A 19,533-nucleotide genomic window follows, 5' to 3' on the forward strand; every position below is an offset into this window, starting at 1 on the left:
ACACCCGAGCGGCGCATGCTAGCACAGATGAACGGTTGTCGACTTGTACGCATTCAGACAGTGAAGATTTCCTCACTTTTATGGCGCAGAGTGAACTTGAGATATACGAGTCGCCTCAAATTGACTGAGAATCGCCCCAGATATCGACCCCAAGGAGTTCCTGTCATGCGTCTTATCCGTCTTTTTGCCGTTGCTGCCCCGCTTGCCCTGCTGCTGCCACTGAGCGCCCACGCTGCCTGGCCAGCCAACTCAAAAAAACAGTACATGGAAGATTGCACAGCAGCAGCCCAAAAAAGCGTTAACCCGGCGCAAGCAACGAAAAGCTGCGCATGCGGCGCCGACGTTCTCGAGAAGAAATTCACCACCCAAGAGATCGCGCAGTTGATGGACAAAAACAATCCACCAGGCCCTGAATTGAGCCAGCGCGCACTGAAAGAAATCTCGGTGTGCAGAGTCCAGAAATAGAGCTGCACAGGACGTTTTTTGAGTGATCCGGGGGCCTAAAACAGCCAAATATCGGCTGATTCACATAATTTACGCAGCTTTTACGGGTTTTTTTAATCCCCTATTTTGCAGCGCAAACCCCCTGAAACCGGGGCTTACAGCCATTTCTGGCAGTGAAAGACGTGCAATATGAAAGCAAACAGCGCGTCTGGGGGGGTCCCAAACCGAACATTTCGACTATGATACTCGGGTGTGCCCAGTTGGCCTGAGCAGCACAGTACTACTGAAAATATATGTTTCTTGGAGATACACCATGTCTAATCGCCAAACCGGCACCGTTAAATGGTTCAACGATGAAAAAGGCTTCGGCTTCATCACTCCTCAAGGTGGCGGTGACGACCTGTTCGTACACTTCAAAGCTATCGAAAGCGACGGTTTCAAAAGCCTGAAAGAAGGCCAGACTGTTTCCTTCGTGGCTGAGAAAGGCCAAAAGGGTATGCAAGCTGCTCAAGTTCGCCCAGAGTAATTTCCAGGCGCACTAAAAAAACCCCGTCCATGTGACGGGGTTTTTTATGGGCGAAACAAAAGCCGAACGATCAGCCGCAGTTGACGCGGATGACCACCCGGTTGGCATCGGTGTTCAGATTCAGGCGATCGGAACGGTACTCCAGCGTCACCATATCGGTTGGCAGCAGGAAACGTGCGCTTTGTGCCCCTGCGCGGGTACGCGCCTGCTCAAGCAGCTGTGGCGATGCCTGTTTGCCGATGGTGAACTCGGCAGCCTTTGCTTCACAGCGGCTGTGCCCCGTGTCAGTCGTCGCAACATCAGCTGTTGTCGACTCCGTAGAGGCAGTACTGCAACCGGCCAGCGTGGCTACGGCCAGCAAAGTACCCAATGACGCGAGCTTCCAAGGCATGAAGCCTCCTTTTTCAATGATTGAGCTGAGATCGTGCGACAACCAGACTGGCGTTTGGTTTCACAGGGAGCACTGGCCCCCTGCCCATGATCCGGACGAGCCGCGATTTTGCCTGAGCGTCGCCCTCCACTTAACCACTCAATCGTGACTGAATATGAACGACGCTCAATAGACGTCGATGTAGTCGTAAGGCGGATTGGGCCAGTTCTCTTTCAAGGCATTGAAGATTTGCATGACCCAGACCTCATCGCTGGCTGCGACCCGCCCGACATAACCGGAGCCCTTGGCCCACGTTTCGAGACGAAACAACAACCCGTCGATATCGGTCCCGCCCACGACACCCGAAGAAATATAGGCAATGCCTCCTCTGGTGACCCGCAATTGGGTATGTTCATCGTCACTGGCGCCAGCCAGCAACTGACGCACGGCCTCAAGGGTCAGGCCATCTGGGGAGTTCAAATCGATCTGCACGGCGCATTCCTTGAAAATTCGTGAGAGACCAAGTGTCGCATAGCCCTCCATTCATGCCTAAGTCGACGTGTCAAAAGGGCCGCAAAATGGTTAACTCGGCACTCAGACTCCCCCGACTTCACGAGCGCCATCATGACCACCGTAAGCATCGACGCTGACATCAAGGCCAAGTGGCAAGACGGCCACAGCTCCTACAGTCCAGGCAGCACGGAAGAGCTCGCCATCATCGGTATCGACCTTCTGGTCAGGGACATTGGAACCGAAGCCGCCCAATCTTTCATCGAGCAGATTTTCGAGAAACACCTGTCAGACCAAAAGGCCTAAGCGCTTAGCGGACGGGAGTGAAACCCGCAGGCAGGCACCTGCGGGAAATCACGCTTATTTCAGGCGGGCCAGACGCTCGGTCAGCAGATCGAAGAAGCCCTGGGCATCGCCGCTTTCAACCCAGAAGGCATTCTTTGGCGCTTTCAAGCCGTCATACCAGTCGACGATGGTCTGTCCAAAGGTCGGACCTTCGCGACTGTCGACAACCACGTTGACCGAGCGACCGCTGAACAACTGCGGCTTGAGCAGGTAAGCGACCACCGTGGCGTCATGCACCGGGCCGCCCGGAATGCCGTAGTGCTCCATGTCGCCCTTGATGTATTCATTGAGAATGTCGCCCACCAGTCGGCTGGCGTTGTTGTTCAGTGCAGCAATTTGTTTCAGGCGCGCCTCACTGGTAAGGATCTTGTGGGTCACATCCAGCGGCAGGTAGGTCAGCTTCACGCCACTCTTGAGTACCACTTCGGCGGCTTGCGGATCGGCGAACAGGTTGAACTCGGCCACCGGCGTAATGTTGCCGCCATTGAAGTGCGCACCGCCCATGACCACCACTTCCTTGATGCCCTGAACGATATCCGGCTCCTGGATCAGCGCCAGGGCCAGATTGGTCTGCGGGCCAAGCATGGCGATGGTTATGCTGTGGGGCTTGGCCGATTTCAGGGTTTCGATCAGATAAGTGATGGCGCTGCCCCTGGCCAGGCCTTGTCTGGGCTCATGCACGGAAATGCCCGACAACCCTTCCTTGCCATGAATGTCCTCGGCATAGATGGGTGTGCGCATCAATGGCTTCGACGCCCCCGCATAGACCGGAACCTCCTCGCGCCCTGCCCACTCACGGGCCAATCGCGCATTGCGCGAGGTCTTGTCCAGGCGAACGTTGCCCGCAACGGTGGTCAATGCCCGGACATTCAGTTCGTCCGGCGACGCCAGGGCGAACAACAGGGCAACGACATCGTCAGCCCCTGGATCGGTGTCGATGATCAAGTCGATCTTTTCCGCCGCCCGGGCGGTTGTTGCGGTAATCAGGGACAAAAGCAGCAGACTCCTGAGCAGTTGGTGCAATTTCTGAGCATAGCGATACCTGGCGCACTCCTTGTGCATGGGCAATCAAAACGCGGATAGCCAGTCAAAACGTAACCCCGGCGACCAGCACAATGTTGCAGTACGGCTGGCACTCGCCTGTACGAACAATCGCCCTTGCCTGTCGGCTCAGGACTTTAAACTGATCATGTGTGAGCAGCTCACGCCGCCCCAAGGCACCTTCGCCGTCCAGCTCATTCAGCGCGATCAGGGCTGACGGCTTTTTATCGAAAATCTCCTGAGCCAGCACATGGCTCTCGACCTGCATCTCGCTGAGCACGACCTTCAAGGTGCTGACAAAATCCGGAATGCCATGGGTCAGGGCCAGGTCGATCAGCTCAACGCCCGGAGGAACCGGCAAGCCGGCATCCCCGATGACGACCATGTCGCCATGCCCCAATGAGGCGATCAGCCGCGACAATGCAATGTTGAGCAGCGGTGTTTTTTTCATGGGGCTTTAAACGCCTGTACATCGCTCAAGGCGGGAATCGAAGGTTGCGCGCCCGCACGGGTGACCGACAGCGCCGCAGCCACCTGTCCGAAGCGGATCGCCTGCGCCTCCTCTTGACCTGTGGCCAGCGTCGCAGCGAAACCGCCCACGAACGTATCGCCGGCCGCCGTGGTGTCGACAGCCTTTACGGCGGTCGCAGGGAAATGTTCGAAGCGCTGGCCATTGGCAAACAGCAAGCCTTGCGCTCCAAGCGTGATGATTACCTTGCCGGCGCCCATGGCAATCAGCCGGGTCGCAGCAGCTTGAGCGGTTTCCAGGGAGTCCACCGACAGACCGCTCAGGGCCGATGCTTCGCTCTCGTTGGGAATCAGGTAATCGATAGACGCGTACCAGTCCGATGGCAGCGGACGGCTGGCCGGTGCCGGATTGAGGATGACCGTCTTGCCCAGCTCGCGGCCGCGCCTGAGCGCATGGCCAACAGAGGCATCGGGCACTTCCAGCTGACAGATGAGCACGTCCGCCGCACGTATCACCGAATCAAAACGGTCTATGGCTTCAGCGGTCAATGCACCGTTGGCACCGGGAACGATCACGATCGTGTTCTGACTGTTGTCGTCGACCACAATCAACGCCACGCCGCTGGAACCCTCAACGGTGCTGACTGCCTGACAATCAATCCGCTCGGCCAGTAGCGCCCCGCGCAGTGCCTCACCATAAGCGTCATTGCCCACGCACCCGATCATCGACACCCGGGCTCCCAGCCGCGCTGCAGCCACGGCCTGATTGGCGCCCTTGCCGCCGGATACTGTGGCAAACGACTCGCCAATCAACGTTTCACCGCCCTTGGGCAAACGCGGCGCCCGGGTCACCAGGTCCATGTTCAAACTGCCTATCACCACTACTTTTGCTGGCATACATTGCTACTCATCGATTCTGTTTCGGCGGCGCTGTGGGTTTAGCGGCTATCTGTTTTCAACGGTTCTCTGTTTTCAACGACTCTCTGTTTTCAACGGAATTGGGCAAACACGCCGGCCAGCGGTGCCGTCGATTCACGTATGACAATACTCGGCGTCACGATTCGCTGATCGGTCATCAGGTCTGGCGTGGCGATTCGCCGTAAAAGCACTTCGGCGGCCATTTCGCCGAGTTGCAGGATCGATTGCCCGACCGTGGTCAACGACGGATAGACATACCGACTCATCTGGATATCGTCGAAGCCGATCACCGACAACTCGCTCGGTACGCGAATATTGCGTTCGGCGGCGGCCCGTAGCACGCCGATGCCGATCATGTCGTTGGCCGCAAAAATGGCACTAGGCGGGTTGCTTTCCAGCAAAACCACGGCAGCGCTATAACCACCGGTGCTGGTGAAATCGCTTTCCAGCATGCGCTCGGGAGAGACTTCGACGCCCGCCTCTTTCAAGGCCCGGCAATAACCCGCCAGACGCATCTGCGCCACACTGGTGTTTTCCGGCCCGCTGATCGTGGCGATATCCCGGTGCCCCAACTCCAACAGGTGCCGGGTCGCCAGATACGCGCCGTATTCATGGTCGATGCGCACCAGGTCCGCATCGACGCCGTCCAGTCCACGGTCGACGATCACCATGGGTGTGCGGACGCCTTTCAGGCCTTGTGCCAGGCTACTGTCGCCGCCGGCCGAGGCGACAATCAGGCCGTCGATGCGTTTTTCCAGCAGCACACGCAGGTAGCTGCGCTGCTTGTCCGGATTGTCGTCGGAGTTGCACAGGATGACGCAGTAACCGTTTCGCTCGCAGTAATCCTCGATACCCCGGGCCAGTTCGGCGAAATACGGGTTGAGGCTGTTGGGAACCAACAGGCCGATGGTTGCTGTGGTTTTGGCCTTGAGTGAACGGGCCACCGCGCTGGGGACGTAGTCGAGGGTTTTGATTGCCGCCTCGACCTTGATCCGGACTTCTTCACTGACCGGACGCGTCCTGTTCACCACATGGGAAACCGTGGTGTAGGAAATGCCGGCAAGGGCTGCCACATCTTTGATAGTTGCCATGATTCAGGTCCGCCGGCTTGTGCGTTGACTGCGATAGGTGTCCAGCACAACCGCGACCACGATCACCGCGCCGGTAATGATGCGCTTGGTCGGCTCGGTTGCCCCGATCTGCGCCAGTCCCGCGGCCAGTACGGAAATAATCAAGACGCCAAAAAACGTACTGATCACCGAGCCGCGCCCGCCCATCAGGCTGGTCCCGCCGATCACGACGGCCGCGATCACTTGCAACTCAAGACCGGAGCCGGCATTCGGGTCCGCAGCTTCCAGGCGAGAAATCTGGAACAACGCGGCAATACCGGCGAGCAATCCCATCAGGCTGAAGACCAGGATTTTGTACGGCTTCGGATTGATCCCCGCCAGCCGCACAGCCTCTTCGTTGGTGCCGATACCGATCAGGTAGCGCCCGAACACAGTGCGGGTCAACACGGCCTGGGCGATGAAAATGATCAGCAACGCAATGATGAACGACGGTGAAATGCCGAAGGCGATCGGGTTGGATAACCAGGCGAACGCATCGCCGATATAGGCCGTGCGCGAACCGGTCATCTGGTACGCCACCCCGCGAGCCATTTCCAGAACACCCAGGGACACGATGAACGACGGTATCCGCCACGCCACCGTGATTGAGCCGGTTATGGTACCTGCGAGCGCCGCGATGGCCATACCGAGCAGCGCCGCAGGCAGAACGCCCCAGCCCCAGCCAAGAATCGCCACGCTGACGGTTGAAGCAGCCAATGCCAGCACCGAGCCTACCGACAGGTCGATGCCACCGATGATCAACACAAAGGTCATGCCGACCGCCAACACCATCAGGTCCGGAATCTGGTTGGCCAGGGTGCTGAACGTGTCGTACGACAGAAAATGACTGCTCAGCACCGAGAACAGCACGATCATCGCCAACAAGGCACCCGCCAGGCCCAGATAGGTACCCAGGCCGTAGAAGTTGCCACTGCGTGGGCCGGCGAAAGAAGCGGTTTTCATGGAAGATCCCTAGGCGCGGCGTCAAAGAGCTGCGCATCACGTTTTTGGTAGCCGGCGAAAGCAGCGGCGAGCAACTCATCCTGGGTCCAGCTGGCGCGATCGAACGTATCGATCAGGCTTCCTGCCGACAGCACACCGATCCGGTCGCAGATCAGCATCAGCTCGCGCAAGTCGCTGGAAACCACCACCAGCGCCTTGCCCTTGCGGGTCAATTCACCGAGCAGGTTGTAGATATCGAACTTGGCGCCGACGTCGATGCCACGGGTCGGCTCGTCGAACAGCAGTACCGAGCAATCACGCTCCAGCCAGCGCCCGATGACAACTTTCTGCTGATTGCCGCCGGACAGCTCGGACACCAACTGTGCCGGGCCGGAACTGCGGATTCGCATGGCATCGATCTGACGCTGGGCCAGGGCGTTCTCGTCATCATTGTCGACAAGGCCAGCACTGGAGATGCCCGGCATGTTACCCAAGGCGATATTGGCGCCGATCGACTGCGTCAACAGAAGGCCTTCGCCCTTGCGATCTTCAGTGATCAACGCGATGCCATGACCCACCGCATCCACCGGCGAACGGATGCTGACGACCCGCGCCGGCGACCCCAAGGCAATCGTCCCGCTGTCGGCGAGATCAGCACCGAAGACCAGACGCAGCAACTCGGTGCGCCCAGCGCCGATCAAACCGGAAATCCCGAAAATCTCGCCGGCACGGACTTCGAACGACACGTCGCGAACCTTGTCGGAACGGGACAGGCCCTTGACCGTCAACACCGGAGCGCCAATCTTGCGCGCCCCCATATCGATGTGTTCACCAAGCTCGCGCCCGACCATCAAGGTAACCAGTTGCTCGCTGTTGTAGTTGGCCATCGGCTCGACACAGACCAGGTTGCCATCGCGCAGCACGGCAATGCGCTGCGCGACCCGCGCCAGCTCTTCGAGGCGATGGGAGATGTAGATGATCGATACGCCGCGCGCCTGCAGACGGGTGATCTGCTCGAACAGCATTTCGACTTCGCGCGCAGTGAGCATCGCGGTCGGCTCATCGAGAATCAGCACATGGCAATCGCCGATCAGGTTGCGGGCGATCTCCACCATTTGTTGATGGCCGATGCCCAGTTCGCCGACCAGGGTGTCCGGGTCAATGGCGTCGAGCCCGACCTGAGCCATGGCCTTGATGGCAGCCTTGCGCAACTGCTTGCGATTGATCCAGCCGCCGTTGTTGGGCAAATTGTGAAGAAACAGGTTTTCCGCTACCGACAAGGTCGGCAGCAAATTGAGCTCCTGCATGACCATGCGGATACCCAGGTCTTCAGCCTGAGACCGGCTACCCGGGCGATAGTCCTGACCCTGAAACTGCATCTGGCCTGTAGTCGGCGTGACCAGCCCGCCAATAATCTTCGACAGCGTGCTTTTGCCTGCGCCATTCTCGCCGGTCAACGCCAGCACTTCACCGCGCATGAGCGTCAGGTCGATGCCGGCCAGAACCGGTTGGGCGTAGGTCTTTCCGATACCGCTGACCGAGAGGACAGCATTCGGGACGGAAACTGACATAAAAACTCTCCATGCACTCGCCCGACTGGACGAGCGCCGCTGCGTCGCCAGTGGGCTACTTGGTGACCAGTTCTACCGGAGTTTCGATCACGCCATTGGCGCCGCTATCGAGCTTTTCACCCTTGAGAATTTTCAGTGCAGTCTCGATGCCGAACACCGCCTGCCTGGCAGCGAACTGGTCCGCCGTGGCCAGCACGCGACCATCCTTGAGCATTGGCTGAATTGCATTGATGTTGTCATAGCCGACCACTTGCACCTTGCCGGCCTTGCCCGCTGCGCGCACGGCAGACACCGCGCCGACCGCCATGCTGTCGTTGCCGGCCAACAGGGCCTTGGTTTGCGGGTATTCACTGAGAATCGACGCGGCCACCTTGTTACCTTTGTCGATCTCCCAGTCACCGGATTGCAGGGAAACGACCTTGATCTGCGCCGCTTCCATCGCATCCTTGAAACCCGCAGTCCGCTGCTGGGCATTGGTGGTGGTAGACACACCTTCGATGATGCCGACTTCATCACCCGCCTTCAGTTGCTTGGCCAGGTAGTCGCCGACCAGCCGTGCGCCCTTGCGGTTGTCCGGGCCTACGAACGGAACATTGATGTTTTTGCTTTTGACGACGGCGGGGTCCAGTTGATTGTCGATGTTGATCACGGTGATACCGGCATCGATGGCTTTCTTGATCACCGGGACCATGGCCTTGGAGTCTGCCGGCGCAATCACCAGTGCATTGACCTTGGCCAGGATCATCTGCTCGACGATGCGTGTCTGGCCTGCGGTGTCGGTTTCATCCTTGATGCCGTTGGAGATGAGATCGAATTCGCCGGAGTGATCTTTCTGGTAGGCCTTGGCGCCGTCTTCCATTGTCAGGAAGAACTCGTTGGCCAGGGATTTCATGACCAGTGCGACTTTCGGTTTTTCAGTGCTTTCGGCAAAGGCCGAAGAGACAGGCAGTGCAGCGGATGTGGCAGCCAGCATAGCGACAGCGAGAAGACGTCCAGCGAATGGCAGCTTCATGGGTTCACTCCGATCTTATGATTATTATGAGCAACGCTTGCGCTGACGTAAGCTTCACGGCCCTGCGATGAAGAGTCATCAGTGGAGCCGCGCAAACGTTTGCGAGAACCAAACTATGCGAATCCTGCCGGTATTTGTCAACGACAGGAAAAGTGCTTTCACGGATGATTAGCGAAAAACGGCATTCAGCTCATGCCGTGGTGTTGACCACCGATCCCGTGCCAGAACCCTTGGTCAGCTCTTTGATCAGACTCGCGCTCACTTGCAGGATGGCGCCGTTGGTTTCGGCAACCTGCCCCTGAATGGCCGCTACCGCGGTGGTCTTGGCTTCCGGAGTTGGATAGGACGCCGCCTGGGCCTGCGCCAGTTGCTGCTGTTGCTCGCGCAACTGCTGTTGCAGCTCCTTCAGACGCTTGAGCAAGACCTTCACTGTAATGCTGGTGTTATCGCTGGTTTCCGATTCGGCCTGTGCGCCGGCACTTTCTCCCAGTCCGACCGGGCCCGTTTTGACCTGGGTACCGTCGCTTTCCTTTGCAGCCGGCGATTGAGTAGCGGCATCAGCTGTCGCGTCGCTCAAGGCACGAATGGTAGTGGCCGATTTGCCACCGATGGTGATGCCGGCGGCATTTGGAAAACCAACGGATAACGACATGTGAACTCCTGAAGAAAAAGATCCCTTGAAAGATCATCGACCGAAGCGCGCGTTTCTTTAGTCGTTACTGAGAATTTGATGCGTTGAAATCTTAAACATGGCTGCAATCCGTTTCGGAGAGCCGAACGCGAAAGTTAAACATGTTCGGCAATCCGGACGCCCCGAACCCGAAACCGCTCCGGACACAAACAGCAATACCGTTACAAATCATTAAGTTAAGCGTGTTTTTCGATTCAGAGTATTACTGGTACGGATCCTGCTCTTCACCTCGCACCTCCGGCGCTCAGATTCGCCCGGGGCGTATCTAGATGAACTTGCATCAGCACCGTCTCACAACTAGAAGAGAAAAATAATGACATCTGCACTCAAGACCTTTATTCCGGGCGCCTTGGCCCTCCTGCTGCTTCTGCCCACCGCCCTTCAGGCCAAAGAAGCCGAAACCCAACAGAAACTGGCCAACGTGGTGATCCTGGCCACCGGTGGCACCATTGCCGGCGCCGGCGCCAGCGCCGCCAACAGCGCGACCTATCAAGCAGCGAAAGTCGGCATTGAACAGTTGATCGCCGGCGTTCCAGAACTGAGCCAATTGGCTAACGTTCGCGGCGAACAGGTCATGCAAATCGCCTCCGAAAGCATCACCAACGAAAACCTGCTGCAACTGGGTCGCCGTGTAGCCGAGCTGGCCGACAGCAAAGACGTTGATGGCATCGTGATCACCCACGGCACCGACACCCTGGAAGAAACGGCGTACTTCCTGAACCTGGTGGAAAAAACCGAGAAGCCGATCATCGTTGTGGGTTCCATGCGCCCAGGCACCGCGATGTCCGCCGATGGCATGCTGAACCTGTACAACGCGGTGGCCGTGGCCAGCAGCAAAGATGCGCGGGGCAAAGGTGTGCTGGTGACCATGAACGATGAAATCCAGTCGGGTCGCGATGTCAGCAAAATGATCAACATCAAGACCGAAGCGTTTAAAAGTGCCTGGGGACCGCTGGGCATGGTAGTAGAAGGCAAATCCTACTGGTTCCGCTTGCCGGCCAAGCGCCACACCATGGATTCCGAATTCGACATCAAAACCATCAAGAGCCTGCCTGACGTCGAGATCGCGTACTCCTACGGCAACGTCAGCGATACCGCCTACAAGTCCCTGGCTCAATCAGGTGCCAAAGCCATCATCCACGCAGGCACCGGCAATGGCTCGGTATCGTCGCGAGTGGTGCCAACCCTGCAAGCTCTGCGCAAGGATGGCGTGCAGATCATTCGCTCCTCCCATGTCAATGCCGGCGGCTTCGTATTGCGCAATGCCGAACAGCCTGACGATAAATACGACTGGGTCGTGGCCCATGATCTGAACCCGCAAAAGGCCCGGATCCTGGCGATGGTCGCGCTGACCAAAACCAATGACAGCAAAGAGCTGCAACGGATGTTCTGGGAATACTGATTCGCCCTCGCCCGACCGGGTCCGGTCGGGCACCACGCATGCCACTCGCCATTCCTGGCGAGTGGCTGCCGCTTGATCTGACAAAAAAACTCCCTGCGCCTTACACCAAATGGAACAAACCGCTGTCAGAGGATTTTCTTGATTTTTAAGCAGTTGCGAAATGGCCTACAGTTAAATACTGTATGCACGTACAGCTTAATAAGGATAATTCCGTGGACACCACCTCTGCCTCTCCTGACACCTATGTACGCATGGGCCTGCGCGTTCAGAAAATCATCAACTCTCCCACCGCACAAAAGGCCAGGGCAGCGCTGATCTTCCGCCTTCCTGACGAGCCGGTGGATGAATGGGAACGCTTGCTGGAAGAAATCGACGAGAACGACAACGTCACCCTCGCCTATCGCGACGATGGCGGCGTGCAGATTTTCTGGGTTTTGCCGAAGGAAGATTGAGTCGATGAGTGTTCGCTGGTTTGCTTTGTTGTTTTTGTTCTTTGTCATGGGCGCGCAAGCCGACGCCCCCCGCACCTTCACCGAAGCGAAAAAGGTTGCGTGGAAGCTATATGCACCTCAGTCCACCGAGTTTTACTGTGGCTGCAAGTACACCGGCAACCGGGTCAACCTTGCTGCCTGCGGTTATGTGCCACGTAAAAATGCCAAACGTGCATCCCGTATCGAATGGGAGCATATCGTTCCGGCCTGGCAGATCGGCCATCAACGCCAGTGCTGGCAAGAAGGGGGTCGCAAGAATTGCACCCGCTACGACCCGGTTTACCAGAAGGCCGAGGCCGATCTGCACAACCTGGTGCCCAGCATTGGCGAGGTCAATGGCGATCGCAGCAACTTCAGCTTTGGCTGGCTGCCCGAGCAGTCCGGGCAATATGGTTCCTGCCTGACCCAGATCGACTTCAAGGCCAAGAAAGTCATGCCCCGCCCTTCCATTCGCGGCATGATCGCCCGGACCTACTTCTACATGAGCAAGCAGTATGGCTTGAGTCTGTCGAAACAGGATCGGCAACTCTACGAAGCCTGGGACAAAACCTATCCGGTACAGGCCTGGGAGCGGCAACGCAACCAGAGCGTGGCGTGCGTCATGGGGCGCGGCAACGAGTTCGTCGGCCCGGTAGACATGAAGGCCTGCGGCTGAATCCAGGCAACACTTGAAACAAAAAAGGCCTCGGGGCTGAACACCCGAGGCCTTTTTTATTTATTCGACGTCTGCGCTACAGAACGTTATTGAGCGACCGGACGCTCAAGCACCAGCAATTCGATATTTTGTTTCTTCGAGCGAGTGAGCGCTGCGCGGACTTCATCCTGCTTGGCTTCGGCCTCGGCTTTTGAATTGAACGGCCCCATCAGGATTCGGGTATTGCCATTTTCCTTGACGACACTGGACATGAAACTGTGCTCGATCAGCCAGCCACTGAGATCGCTGACCGCTTGAGGGGTTTCACCTCGCACTTCGAGATCCCACTGCGGACCGGACACTGGCGCAGGCACGGCTGCCATGGCCGGTTTAGGCTTCGGCGCATCCACACTGTTGCCTTCGCCACATCCCGCCAGCGCCAATACTGCGATTACCAAAACCATTTTGCGCACGCCGTTTCCCTCTAAATGCCTAAAGCGGCGATTTTAACATCCATGAATACTTCGCGAGTGCCGTAAAATGGGCTCAAAACAACGAGAATGATGGTGGCGGCCTCTGTATAGTTACGCCTTGGGAATTAATGCCACATCTGCACGTCAGAAAGAGGCACCCAAACCGTGAGACTTCGCACTAATCTATACATACCACCGACCTCTGCACTGTCCGAATCAGGTGCCCCACAAAGCAATCAAGGAGAAGACCATGCTGATACTCACCCGCAAAGTCGGTGAAAGCATAAACATTGGTGATGACATTACGATCACCATCCTGGGCGTAAGCGGCCAGCAAGTCAGGATCGGCATCAACGCTCCGAAGGACGTTGCAGTGCATCGTGAAGAAATTTATCAGCGCATTCAGGCCGGCCTGACCGCCCCGGAAAAGCCGCAATCCTGAATTCTGCTGCAGTCAGTAGCCAGCCCGTTCAGTCAGGAATCACGGCTGGCTAAAGATTCAGCATCGCATCGCCTCCGCTTGCTTCACCAAACCTCCAGGGGTCGATACTAGCGGCAAGCTCAACGCTCTGGCTGTCAGACATTTCTGGTTTACCCCAAGGAAGGACATGTTCGCTTTGTGGTTAACCAAACATCACGCCACGCGCCATTCCAGTCGCCGCCACCACCATCAACAGCATCAGCAGCGCCTCGACATGACTGATCCGCGCAAACAGCTTCGCACGGCCGGTATCGACAGCGACTTTACGGCCCAGTGCTATCCGCCATTTGATCAGCGTCACCATGGGTGCAATTTCCAGCAGCAAGATCAGGACGAACAGCATCATCTTCAGATGAAACAGCGGCTGATGCAGGTAATAGTCCGTGCCTTTCTCGTACCCGCCAAAGGCGCGCATCCCCCCACTGATCAATAAAATGACAGCAGAAACGCCCCAGATATTGTCCGCAACCAGAACACTACGCACCTCTCCTGCCCCGTCGGCCAAGCGCCGAAAAGCCGTACCTCGCGTCAGCACCGCCCAGAATCCCAAGACAACCGCCAAAAGATGAACCGCCGCCAGAAACCAGTGAGTCAGCATCGAAAAACTCCTGCCAGGTCGAAGTTGGATGAGCCTGTCAGTAGTAGCCCATGAAATGGCTGCTTGCACGGCATCTGTGGACAATGCCCGGAACACAATATGCCAGACCAACTAGACTCCACTGCGCTGGCATTGAGCGTCCGTGGCAGTACCAGCCCCAACTGCAACTAACACTCACCGCATTGAACTGAGTAAACAAAATCATGTGTGAATCATGTGATTCAAGCTCTGCTTCAAACACAACGGGCCGTCGTCGTTTTCTTCAACTGGCCGGACTGAGCGCAGGCGCCCTGCTGCTGACCGGCGCACTGCCCGGCAAGATCCTCAAGGCAGCTGAAAAACCGTCAGCCCCACCAAAACCTCAAAACGTAATCAGTCCCGAAATGGCTTTGAAAAGACTGATAGAGGGTAATGAACGATATGTAAGCGGCACTTCCACGACTCACGATTTCAAGGCCGAGCGAGAGGCCCTGGTGTCCGGTCAAAATCCGTTCGTGGCAGTACTGAGTTGCTCTGACTCGCGCATCGCTCCGGAATATGCGTTTGACACCGCGCGAGGCGATCTTTTCTCCATTCGCGTCGCGGGCAACTTCGTTACCCCGGAAGGTTTGGCCAGTATTGAATACGGGGTTGCCGTGCTTGGCGCCCCGCTGATTCTCGTACTTGGACATGAGAGCTGTGGCGCCATCGAGGCAGGTATCAAGGCCGTCAAGGATCAAACGATCTTCCCCGGCCATATCCCGAAACTGACTGACGCACTCAAATCAGCCGTCGAGGCAGCACTCAAGCAGCCCGGAAGCTTGATGGAAAACGCTACGGTGCAGAACGTCAAAAATTCGGTCAACAGCCTGAAACATGCTTCGCCATTGCTGACTGATGCGCAGAGCAAAGGCACGCTGAAGATCGTGGGAGGTATCTATCGCCTGGCAACCGGCAAGGTAGAGCTGATCGCTTGACCCGCAACGCATACATCGCCAGCATCGGTGCATGACCGCGTATGTAAAGAGCCCAGCGCGACGGCTGGGCTCTGGTTACTTCCGGTTTTCCATCATTTTGTCAGCAAGGGTTTTGGCCCTCTCGATCAACAGGTTTTGCCTGTCTTCGTGAGTAGCCCCGCCAACAACCGGGGCAGTCAAATTGCTTTCGGCAATCAACGCAGCGCAGAAATATTGATCCCAGACAGCCTTGTCCACAGATGCCTGCTTGCTGATTTGCTCAACGTTCATAGGCGGCTCCTTTTGATGAGGCAGCACCATTAGTTTACGCCTGAATGGCAAAGAATCCGGGCAATTAGCAAGAGTGGCGCGCCATTCGTCGCTTATGAAAACCCGACGAGGAACTCCCGCCTATCCGTGGCTTGAGGATTGCACAGATCGCGCGTAGCAGCGCAGGAACGACATAATTCTGACGCAGCAGCCATTCAATCAATGCTTAAGGACTCCAGCGATACGCTTGGTCAGTCACCGGGAGATGTAACGTGTCAACGCTCAACGAAATCGCAATGAACCACGCGAGAATGGCTAAGGAAAAGGCAGAAGAGTCGACCGAACTGAGCCAGCGGCACCTGCAGATTGTAAAGAGCTTCGAGGTACCGTCCATTGATGTACAGCAGAACATCCCGCTGCACCTGATCGCTGGAGCGCAGGAGGGGCATCTTGCTCATGCGACGGGTTTCGCACTCTGAGTTTTATGAGGCAGGCGACGATCTGAACGATTTCCTCGGCAATCACTTGTTGCCTGGCACCCGCTCAGCAATCGTCTCAGAGGAAATGATTGAGTCGTGACTGGATTCAGCAGCCAGCTTCAATCGGTCAGCCTTACTAATGTATTTGGACTTGTTTTGCGGTGCTAATTTGGCGCTGGCCTTTTTGGCGTGAGCCTTTAACAACTGCTTTATTTTTTTACGACGGTTCATACTTTTCTACTCGGCCTGTAAGTTTTTGAATGATATCAGCTTAAATTTTGGCTGTGGATTCAACTGGTCGTGGCCTCCACCAAAGATCGCTGGCCACGAAACAGCAGGAACGCAGCGAGAAGGAACGTTGAGGCTCGTTTCCCCCCGATTTCCCCCATGGAATTTGAAAAAAAGACGAAAAAATCGACAGGGCTCACATCTGCCTCCCGACTCGCCGGAAAGCCAGTAATGGTGCGGGCTGCGCTGCCCAAGCTGGCAATGAGCGACGAGCCAAGACACTGCCGTTGGTCGGCAGAGTTGATCAAAAAATGAACGGAATCGGATTTTTTCGTTCAGAATACGCAGCAGGTAACACGGGCACTGCCCTTCACCTGACCCCAGAAGCGGAAGTTAAACCTCATATTGCACCAGGTGCGAATGAGGTTTTTTATTACCTGAAAATGGACATGATCGAGTGATTAAAAGTTCATTCGAAAAAATCGCTATTATCTTGGCCGCGTAAATGCCGCAAGATTAATCAATAGAAACAGCTGGATCTTAACTGCAGTCAGCAACGGCAAATTCCAATTAAGCCACGCTAAGAGTCAGTTGATTCACTATTACAATCAAGAGGTAACCATGGAACTTAGTATGCTTTCTTCGTCCACCGTGGAATATTTGCGTTTGGGCGTTGTATATTTCCATCTTATCGCCTGCTGCGTGGCAATCGGGCTGGTTTTGACCAGTGACATTGCAATGGTCAAGCAACTCCTGAATGGGGATGCGTCAGGTCACCATGATGACGCGCATATGGAAAGTCTTCAAAAAACCGTATCGCTTGCACTTGTAGCTCTTTGGATTACGGGCATCGGTATTATCGGAATCGATTATGCCGGAAAGGGGATGGAGTATTTCCTCAATCCAAAACTGCAAGCAAAAATCGGCATCGTTGTGCTGTTGACCTTTAACGGTTTCCTGTTGCATAGCGCTGTATTGCCGGCGCTGAAAAAAGCCGGTTCGTTACTGAAACTCTCTTTTAACCTGCGCATGCTGGCGCTGTTCTCGGGCGCGCTCTCTGGCGTGTCGTGGTTCTATGCCGCCATGCTGGGCGTTGGTCGTCCGCTGGCCTGGAAATACTCGCTGGTGGAGTTGCTGGCAGCCTATCCGGTTCTCATCGTCGGTGGATTCGCGACGATGGTACTGCTCACTGCCTGGGCAAAAAGCAAAGACACCGAAGGGCGTATGGAGCACGGCTCCTGGGCCGCAAGTAACACCGCCCTGGCTTGATGGTGAGGCCAAGTTGAACAAGGACGTTCAGCATTAGCCAATAACCCCCACTGCCAGCTGTTCACAAAATCTCACTTGAGGATATCCAAATGAAATCCATGAAAGCTCTCTTCGTAGTTGCCACTCTGACCGCTTCTTCTCTGGCGATGGCCACCGGTGGCGGTGATCGGACCTTCGCACGCATGGAGTCGGCCCGGAAAGTCTCGATGGAAACCTATCAGGTTGCACAGAAACAGAAGGCTGAAGCCGCTGTAGCTGTAAGCAAAGCCAAGGCGACCGATCACATCAACGGCTGATCGCTGTAGCGCACACCCAAGCAGGCAGAAATGTGCGCTCTCAAGCCTAAAATGCAGCACCCAAGGTGCTGCTAGTGCCGGTTTAACTGAACACTCGGCACCCTGTATTTCGAAGCCCGACAATACCCACATGCCCCGGATGTCCGCATCCAGCAGGTGGGCATCGTCGGGCTTCGTTGTGAATGCTGCCGGTGTCAGCAAGGATCTCAGCACTCAGCCCCCCCATGCCTCAGGCACTGGAGTCAGGCGGATACCGAGGTCGGACAGCTCCGATAGATCAAGCAGTGACGCTGGAGGGTGCGGCCTGTCCATGGGTCACCTGATGCTTGAAATAGTTTCGGGTTGCGGCTATCAGTGAGGACTCAGTCCTTCGAGCGCAACAACATGCCAACGACCGAAGAATCGATAATTGCAGCAGCAAGGCTGCGCGCAGCATACCGGGGAGAAAACGAGGCATTGGCGGCAGCTTCAGCACTCGAAGTCCTGGCGGCCCTGAAAAAATCTTTATCGGGGGACAAGTACCAGGAAGCCCTCGAAAAACTGTATCTCGAATACTCAACCTCTTGATCTCCCTGTACCGCACACACCTCCCCTCCTCTCTGACCAGCAACCCGTCAATCAGCTTCTGCTCATCCAGGCGGAACAACGCAAGCGGATAGTCCGGCACCGAAGTTGTTCCTGTTCAAGGACAGCCTTCATAACTTGAGTTCCCGGGACAACGACGGCACGTCAGAATCGACTCGTCGCCAGTGGTGACTGTCAATCCATCGAGCCGCTGACAATCTGAACAATAAAGGGCCCACCATTCGATAAGCCCTTCCAGACCGCCCTGCAAAGCGGATTTTGTTTGTTAGATACGATGGCCAGTTGGTTGAAAAAGTTACTTCACGACATACTTCGCGCCGTGTGGATCGTTAAGTTTTGCCTGCAACATTCCCCACTCGCGCTGAATGATCGAGTAAGGAATAAAGACGCTGATCCTCTCAGCCCCCTTTACGCCGGAGTGATTGCTCACATCGTTCAGAGTGGTTGAGTAGAAACCGATATTGATGCCGACAATACAGCCGTCACTGGTGAGGACCGGCCCACCCGACATGCCCTTGACCAGCGGGGCATCATGGATGGCATAGAGATCACCGCTGTGTTCATCGGCATTGACGAAAGGCGTTTGATACACCTTACCTTTCCCGGTAGTGGTCAGGAGGTACGGACTCGCCCCAACGGCAGTTATGCTCTCGCCCACACGCGGTGCGCGCCATGATGGATAGTGGCCGCTGGCCTTGTGCTGGATGAAGACGAGATCGCAGCCTGTGCTGCAGCTGTACTTCACGTTGGGGATGAACGGAGTGTGGCGGGTGGTTACGGCGTAGTCATCGTTCCATTGCACGGCCGAGGCCACGTATAGATACGGTACGGGAAAGCCCGAGTGGACTAAAAAGTATGAATCATTAGTAGGCCCCGAAAGGTCGGGTTTTACGATGCCGTTGCATCCTGCAGTTACAGCTCCAATTAAAAAGTAGGCCATGATCTTGATCATGATATATCACCGACTTAATAGGGAGAATGTGACTGTTTTTTGTTGTCAGTATTTTGACTTTTTCGAGTTGCAGTAATCCTCGCCGCTTGTTCTAGTTGGGGTTTTCTTACTTATGGCTGAAATTGTAATGGTGCGTATGATTAAATCGCGCTAAGGCCAATTGCTTTTCGAGAAACTTTAAAAGTTCAAATATTTGGCGCCTGAAAAATGTTATTGCAACAAGCGGGTTCAAATATAGACTTGGTGACGTCTGAAACTTCTCGAGCTTAACCGTCACCTGCCTGCCAGTTGCAACTGAATCACACTTATTAAGTTCCTGCGGGGCGAAGAGTTGGCATGCTCACCAGAAAGATATCTCGTCTAGCACCGCCGGTGTCACTCACAAGGGCACACTTGCTTGAACGCCATGCTTCCTTCTCGGCCTATGCTTGCAAAAGTGATTTATCGCACTATTGCGCCCCAACCCCTTCCAGACTTTGAGCCTGAATCGGCG

The 19,533-nt window shown here is 56.0% G+C and carries 28 protein-coding genes and 1 pseudogene; 13 read left to right on the forward strand and 16 right to left on the reverse strand.

What is annotated here, in order from left to right; translation table 11 throughout:
- Nucleotides 1-165: 165 nt before the first annotated feature.
- Nucleotides 166-465 carry a hypothetical protein gene (locus AC07XF_RS22315; protein WP_310062401.1) on the forward strand — a complete coding sequence of 100 codons (300 nt, stop codon included), beginning with the start codon at nt 166-168 and terminating at the stop codon, nt 463-465.
- 292 nt (nt 466-757) lie between these two features.
- Nucleotides 758-970 carry a cold-shock protein gene (locus AC07XF_RS22320; RefSeq protein WP_003179963.1) on the forward strand — a complete coding sequence of 71 codons (213 nt, stop codon included), beginning with the start codon at nt 758-760 and terminating at the stop codon, nt 968-970.
- Between the two features lie 70 nt (nt 971-1,040).
- On the opposite strand, the gene AC07XF_RS22325 is transcribed toward AC07XF_RS22320, so the two are convergent.
- Entirely contained in the window at nt 1,041-1,361 is a 321-nt protein-coding gene (locus tag AC07XF_RS22325; protein ID WP_495028206.1) for an I78 family peptidase inhibitor, read from the reverse strand.
- A 165-nt stretch (nt 1,362-1,526) separates the two neighbouring features.
- Nucleotides 1,527-1,832, reverse strand: a complete 306-nt coding sequence (locus tag AC07XF_RS22330; RefSeq protein WP_103395120.1) for a hypothetical protein — start codon at nt 1,830-1,832, stop codon at nt 1,527-1,529.
- 132 nt (nt 1,833-1,964) lie between these two features.
- On the opposite strand from AC07XF_RS22330, the gene AC07XF_RS22335 reads away from it, so the two are divergent.
- Complete coding sequence (locus tag AC07XF_RS22335) at nt 1,965-2,156, forward strand: hypothetical protein (protein WP_495028207.1); 192 nt, start codon at nt 1,965-1,967, stop codon at nt 2,154-2,156.
- A gap of 54 nt (nt 2,157-2,210) precedes the next feature.
- Here the strand turns inward: AC07XF_RS22335 and AC07XF_RS22340 are convergent, their stop codons facing one another.
- The 8 genes from AC07XF_RS22340 to AC07XF_RS22375 all read right to left on the reverse strand — a co-directional run bounded on the left by AC07XF_RS22340 (nt 2,211) and on the right by AC07XF_RS22375 (nt 9,908).
- Nucleotides 2,211-3,257: a nucleoside hydrolase gene (locus AC07XF_RS22340; protein ID WP_495028208.1), complete on the reverse strand. Its 1,047-nt coding sequence runs from the start codon at nt 3,255-3,257 to the stop codon at nt 2,211-2,213.
- A 25-nt stretch (nt 3,258-3,282) separates the two neighbouring features.
- Nucleotides 3,283-3,687, reverse strand: coding sequence for a D-ribose pyranase (rbsD, locus tag AC07XF_RS22345; protein ID WP_310062391.1), 405 nt, complete (start codon nt 3,685-3,687; stop codon nt 3,283-3,285).
- Nucleotides 3,684-4,601, reverse strand: coding sequence for a ribokinase (gene rbsK, locus AC07XF_RS22350; RefSeq protein ID WP_495028209.1), 918 nt, complete (start codon nt 4,599-4,601; stop codon nt 3,684-3,686). The genes rbsD and rbsK overlap by 4 nt, the downstream gene beginning before the upstream one ends.
- Before the next feature lie 92 nt (nt 4,602-4,693).
- On the reverse strand, nt 4,694-5,713 hold the full coding sequence (locus AC07XF_RS22355) for a LacI family DNA-binding transcriptional regulator (RefSeq protein ID WP_495028210.1): 1,020 nt from the start codon (nt 5,711-5,713) through the stop codon (nt 4,694-4,696).
- Between the two features lie 3 nt (nt 5,714-5,716).
- On the reverse strand, nt 5,717-6,694 hold the full coding sequence (locus tag AC07XF_RS22360; RefSeq protein WP_495028211.1) for an ABC transporter permease: 978 nt from the start codon (nt 6,692-6,694) through the stop codon (nt 5,717-5,719).
- On the reverse strand, nt 6,691-8,244 hold the full coding sequence (locus tag AC07XF_RS22365; RefSeq protein WP_495028212.1) for a sugar ABC transporter ATP-binding protein: 1,554 nt from the start codon (nt 8,242-8,244) through the stop codon (nt 6,691-6,693). Before AC07XF_RS22365 ends, AC07XF_RS22360 begins: the two co-directional genes overlap by 4 nt.
- Before the next feature lie 55 nt (nt 8,245-8,299).
- Nucleotides 8,300-9,256, reverse strand: a complete 957-nt coding sequence (locus tag AC07XF_RS22370) for a sugar ABC transporter substrate-binding protein (RefSeq protein WP_495028213.1) — start codon at nt 9,254-9,256, stop codon at nt 8,300-8,302.
- 190 nt (nt 9,257-9,446) lie between these two features.
- On the reverse strand, nt 9,447-9,908 hold the full coding sequence (locus AC07XF_RS22375) for a hypothetical protein (protein ID WP_495028214.1): 462 nt from the start codon (nt 9,906-9,908) through the stop codon (nt 9,447-9,449).
- A 352-nt stretch (nt 9,909-10,260) separates the two neighbouring features.
- On the opposite strand from AC07XF_RS22375, the gene AC07XF_RS22380 reads away from it, so the two are divergent.
- The 3 genes from AC07XF_RS22380 to AC07XF_RS22390 all read left to right on the forward strand — a co-directional run bounded on the left by AC07XF_RS22380 (nt 10,261) and on the right by AC07XF_RS22390 (nt 12,495).
- A complete protein-coding gene (locus AC07XF_RS22380; protein WP_495028215.1) occupies nt 10,261-11,349 on the forward strand; it encodes an asparaginase in 1,089 nt (362 codons plus the stop codon).
- Nucleotides 11,350-11,531: 182 nt separating this feature from the next.
- Complete coding sequence (locus tag AC07XF_RS22385; RefSeq protein ID WP_050548055.1) at nt 11,532-11,801, forward strand: DUF1654 domain-containing protein; 270 nt, start codon at nt 11,532-11,534, stop codon at nt 11,799-11,801.
- 4 nt (nt 11,802-11,805) lie between these two features.
- Nucleotides 11,806-12,495 (forward strand): endonuclease, encoded by a 690-nt coding sequence (locus tag AC07XF_RS22390; RefSeq protein ID WP_495028216.1) that lies wholly within the window; start codon nt 11,806-11,808, stop codon nt 12,493-12,495.
- Nucleotides 12,496-12,581: 86 nt separating this feature from the next.
- On the opposite strand, the gene AC07XF_RS22395 is transcribed toward AC07XF_RS22390, so the two are convergent.
- On the reverse strand, nt 12,582-12,947 hold the full coding sequence (locus tag AC07XF_RS22395; RefSeq protein ID WP_495028217.1) for an SPOR domain-containing protein: 366 nt from the start codon (nt 12,945-12,947) through the stop codon (nt 12,582-12,584).
- Nucleotides 12,948-13,197: 250 nt separating this feature from the next.
- Between AC07XF_RS22395 and csrA the strand changes: the two genes are divergently transcribed.
- The gene (gene csrA / locus AC07XF_RS22400; RefSeq protein ID WP_007975691.1) at nt 13,198-13,389 is read left to right on the forward strand and encodes a carbon storage regulator CsrA; all 192 of its coding nucleotides are present in this window, start codon (nt 13,198-13,200) and stop codon (nt 13,387-13,389) included.
- A gap of 181 nt (nt 13,390-13,570) precedes the next feature.
- Here csrA and AC07XF_RS22405 read toward each other — a convergent pair whose 3' ends face one another.
- Nucleotides 13,571-14,026: a DUF2214 family protein gene (locus AC07XF_RS22405; RefSeq protein ID WP_495028218.1), complete on the reverse strand. Its 456-nt coding sequence runs from the start codon at nt 14,024-14,026 to the stop codon at nt 13,571-13,573.
- A 203-nt stretch (nt 14,027-14,229) separates the two neighbouring features.
- On the opposite strand from AC07XF_RS22405, the gene AC07XF_RS22410 reads away from it, so the two are divergent.
- Nucleotides 14,230-14,982 (forward strand): carbonic anhydrase, encoded by a 753-nt coding sequence (locus AC07XF_RS22410; protein WP_495028219.1) that lies wholly within the window; start codon nt 14,230-14,232, stop codon nt 14,980-14,982.
- A 75-nt stretch (nt 14,983-15,057) separates the two neighbouring features.
- Here the strand turns inward: AC07XF_RS22410 and AC07XF_RS22415 are convergent, their stop codons facing one another.
- Nucleotides 15,058-15,252, reverse strand: a complete 195-nt coding sequence (locus tag AC07XF_RS22415) for a hypothetical protein (RefSeq protein WP_007992447.1) — start codon at nt 15,250-15,252, stop codon at nt 15,058-15,060.
- A 251-nt stretch (nt 15,253-15,503) separates the two neighbouring features.
- On the opposite strand from AC07XF_RS22415, the gene AC07XF_RS22420 reads away from it, so the two are divergent.
- On the forward strand, nt 15,504-15,710 hold the full coding sequence (locus tag AC07XF_RS22420) for a hypothetical protein (protein WP_495028220.1): 207 nt from the start codon (nt 15,504-15,506) through the stop codon (nt 15,708-15,710).
- Nucleotides 15,711-15,752: 42 nt separating this feature from the next.
- Here AC07XF_RS22420 and AC07XF_RS22425 read toward each other — a convergent pair whose 3' ends face one another.
- A complete protein-coding gene (locus AC07XF_RS22425; protein ID WP_310062351.1) occupies nt 15,753-15,941 on the reverse strand; it encodes a DUF2986 domain-containing protein in 189 nt (62 codons plus the stop codon).
- A 156-nt stretch (nt 15,942-16,097) separates the two neighbouring features.
- On the opposite strand from AC07XF_RS22425, the gene AC07XF_RS22430 reads away from it, so the two are divergent.
- From AC07XF_RS22430 to AC07XF_RS22440, 3 genes are all read left to right on the forward strand, one after another.
- Nucleotides 16,098-16,253: a hypothetical protein gene (locus AC07XF_RS22430; protein ID WP_495028221.1), complete on the forward strand. Its 156-nt coding sequence runs from the start codon at nt 16,098-16,100 to the stop codon at nt 16,251-16,253.
- A 306-nt stretch (nt 16,254-16,559) separates the two neighbouring features.
- Nucleotides 16,560-17,207 carry a hypothetical protein gene (locus tag AC07XF_RS22435; RefSeq protein WP_495028222.1) on the forward strand — a complete coding sequence of 216 codons (648 nt, stop codon included), beginning with the start codon at nt 16,560-16,562 and terminating at the stop codon, nt 17,205-17,207.
- Between the two features lie 89 nt (nt 17,208-17,296).
- The gene (locus AC07XF_RS22440; protein WP_310062340.1) at nt 17,297-17,503 is read left to right on the forward strand and encodes a co-regulatory protein PtrA N-terminal domain-containing protein; all 207 of its coding nucleotides are present in this window, start codon (nt 17,297-17,299) and stop codon (nt 17,501-17,503) included.
- Between the two features lie 99 nt (nt 17,504-17,602).
- Here AC07XF_RS22440 and AC07XF_RS22445 read toward each other — a convergent pair.
- Nucleotides 17,603-17,815: pseudogene (locus tag AC07XF_RS22445) on the reverse strand (putative metallopeptidase); the annotation flags it as partial.
- 72 nt (nt 17,816-17,887) lie between these two features.
- On the opposite strand from AC07XF_RS22445, the gene AC07XF_RS22450 reads away from it, so the two are divergent.
- A complete protein-coding gene (locus tag AC07XF_RS22450; RefSeq protein ID WP_007982241.1) occupies nt 17,888-18,070 on the forward strand; it encodes a hypothetical protein in 183 nt (60 codons plus the stop codon).
- Between the two features lie 313 nt (nt 18,071-18,383).
- Here AC07XF_RS22450 and AC07XF_RS22455 read toward each other — a convergent pair whose 3' ends face one another.
- Nucleotides 18,384-19,040: a trypsin-like peptidase domain-containing protein gene (locus AC07XF_RS22455; protein ID WP_495028223.1), complete on the reverse strand. Its 657-nt coding sequence runs from the start codon at nt 19,038-19,040 to the stop codon at nt 18,384-18,386.
- Between the last annotated feature and the right edge of the window lie 493 nt (nt 19,041-19,533).

This window comes from Pseudomonas sp. GW821-FHT01C01 (assembly GCF_059422645.1).

Excerpts from the sequence above, each read along its gene's own strand:
- AC07XF_RS22315 (WP_310062401.1), top strand. The coding sequence starts at position 166 with ATGCGTCTTATCCGTCTTTTTGCCGTTGCTGCCCCGCTTGCCCTGCTG.
- AC07XF_RS22320 (WP_003179963.1), top strand. The coding sequence starts at position 758 with ATGTCTAATCGCCAAACCGGCACCGTTAAATGGTTCAACGATGAAAAA.
- AC07XF_RS22325 (WP_495028206.1), bottom strand. The coding sequence starts at position 1,361 with ATGCCTTGGAAGCTCGCGTCATTGGGTACTTTGCTGGCCGTAGCCACG.
- AC07XF_RS22335 (WP_495028207.1), top strand. The coding sequence starts at position 1,965 with ATGACCACCGTAAGCATCGACGCTGACATCAAGGCCAAGTGGCAAGAC.
- AC07XF_RS22340 (WP_495028208.1), bottom strand. The coding sequence starts at position 3,257 with ATGCACAAGGAGTGCGCCAGGTATCGCTATGCTCAGAAATTGCACCAA.
- rbsD (WP_310062391.1), bottom strand. The coding sequence starts at position 3,687 with ATGAAAAAAACACCGCTGCTCAACATTGCATTGTCGCGGCTGATCGCC.
- rbsK (WP_495028209.1), bottom strand. The coding sequence starts at position 4,601 with ATGCCAGCAAAAGTAGTGGTGATAGGCAGTTTGAACATGGACCTGGTG.
- AC07XF_RS22355 (WP_495028210.1), bottom strand. The coding sequence starts at position 5,713 with ATGGCAACTATCAAAGATGTGGCAGCCCTTGCCGGCATTTCCTACACC.
- AC07XF_RS22360 (WP_495028211.1), bottom strand. The coding sequence starts at position 6,694 with ATGAAAACCGCTTCTTTCGCCGGCCCACGCAGTGGCAACTTCTACGGC.
- AC07XF_RS22365 (WP_495028212.1), bottom strand. The coding sequence starts at position 8,244 with ATGTCAGTTTCCGTCCCGAATGCTGTCCTCTCGGTCAGCGGTATCGGA.
- AC07XF_RS22370 (WP_495028213.1), bottom strand. The coding sequence starts at position 9,256 with ATGAAGCTGCCATTCGCTGGACGTCTTCTCGCTGTCGCTATGCTGGCT.
- AC07XF_RS22375 (WP_495028214.1), bottom strand. The coding sequence starts at position 9,908 with ATGTCGTTATCCGTTGGTTTTCCAAATGCCGCCGGCATCACCATCGGT.
- AC07XF_RS22380 (WP_495028215.1), top strand. The coding sequence starts at position 10,261 with ATGACATCTGCACTCAAGACCTTTATTCCGGGCGCCTTGGCCCTCCTG.
- AC07XF_RS22385 (WP_050548055.1), top strand. The coding sequence starts at position 11,532 with ATGCACGTACAGCTTAATAAGGATAATTCCGTGGACACCACCTCTGCC.
- AC07XF_RS22390 (WP_495028216.1), top strand. The coding sequence starts at position 11,806 with ATGAGTGTTCGCTGGTTTGCTTTGTTGTTTTTGTTCTTTGTCATGGGC.
- csrA (WP_007975691.1), top strand. The coding sequence starts at position 13,198 with ATGCTGATACTCACCCGCAAAGTCGGTGAAAGCATAAACATTGGTGAT.
- AC07XF_RS22405 (WP_495028218.1), bottom strand. The coding sequence starts at position 14,026 with ATGCTGACTCACTGGTTTCTGGCGGCGGTTCATCTTTTGGCGGTTGTC.
- AC07XF_RS22410 (WP_495028219.1), top strand. The coding sequence starts at position 14,230 with ATGTGTGAATCATGTGATTCAAGCTCTGCTTCAAACACAACGGGCCGT.
- AC07XF_RS22415 (WP_007992447.1), bottom strand. The coding sequence starts at position 15,252 with ATGAACGTTGAGCAAATCAGCAAGCAGGCATCTGTGGACAAGGCTGTC.
- AC07XF_RS22425 (WP_310062351.1), bottom strand. The coding sequence starts at position 15,941 with ATGAACCGTCGTAAAAAAATAAAGCAGTTGTTAAAGGCTCACGCCAAA.
- AC07XF_RS22430 (WP_495028221.1), top strand. The coding sequence starts at position 16,098 with ATGGAATTTGAAAAAAAGACGAAAAAATCGACAGGGCTCACATCTGCC.
- AC07XF_RS22435 (WP_495028222.1), top strand. The coding sequence starts at position 16,560 with ATGGAACTTAGTATGCTTTCTTCGTCCACCGTGGAATATTTGCGTTTG.
- AC07XF_RS22440 (WP_310062340.1), top strand. The coding sequence starts at position 17,297 with ATGAAATCCATGAAAGCTCTCTTCGTAGTTGCCACTCTGACCGCTTCT.
- AC07XF_RS22450 (WP_007982241.1), top strand. The coding sequence starts at position 17,888 with ATGCCAACGACCGAAGAATCGATAATTGCAGCAGCAAGGCTGCGCGCA.
- AC07XF_RS22455 (WP_495028223.1), bottom strand. The coding sequence starts at position 19,040 with ATGATCAAGATCATGGCCTACTTTTTAATTGGAGCTGTAACTGCAGGA.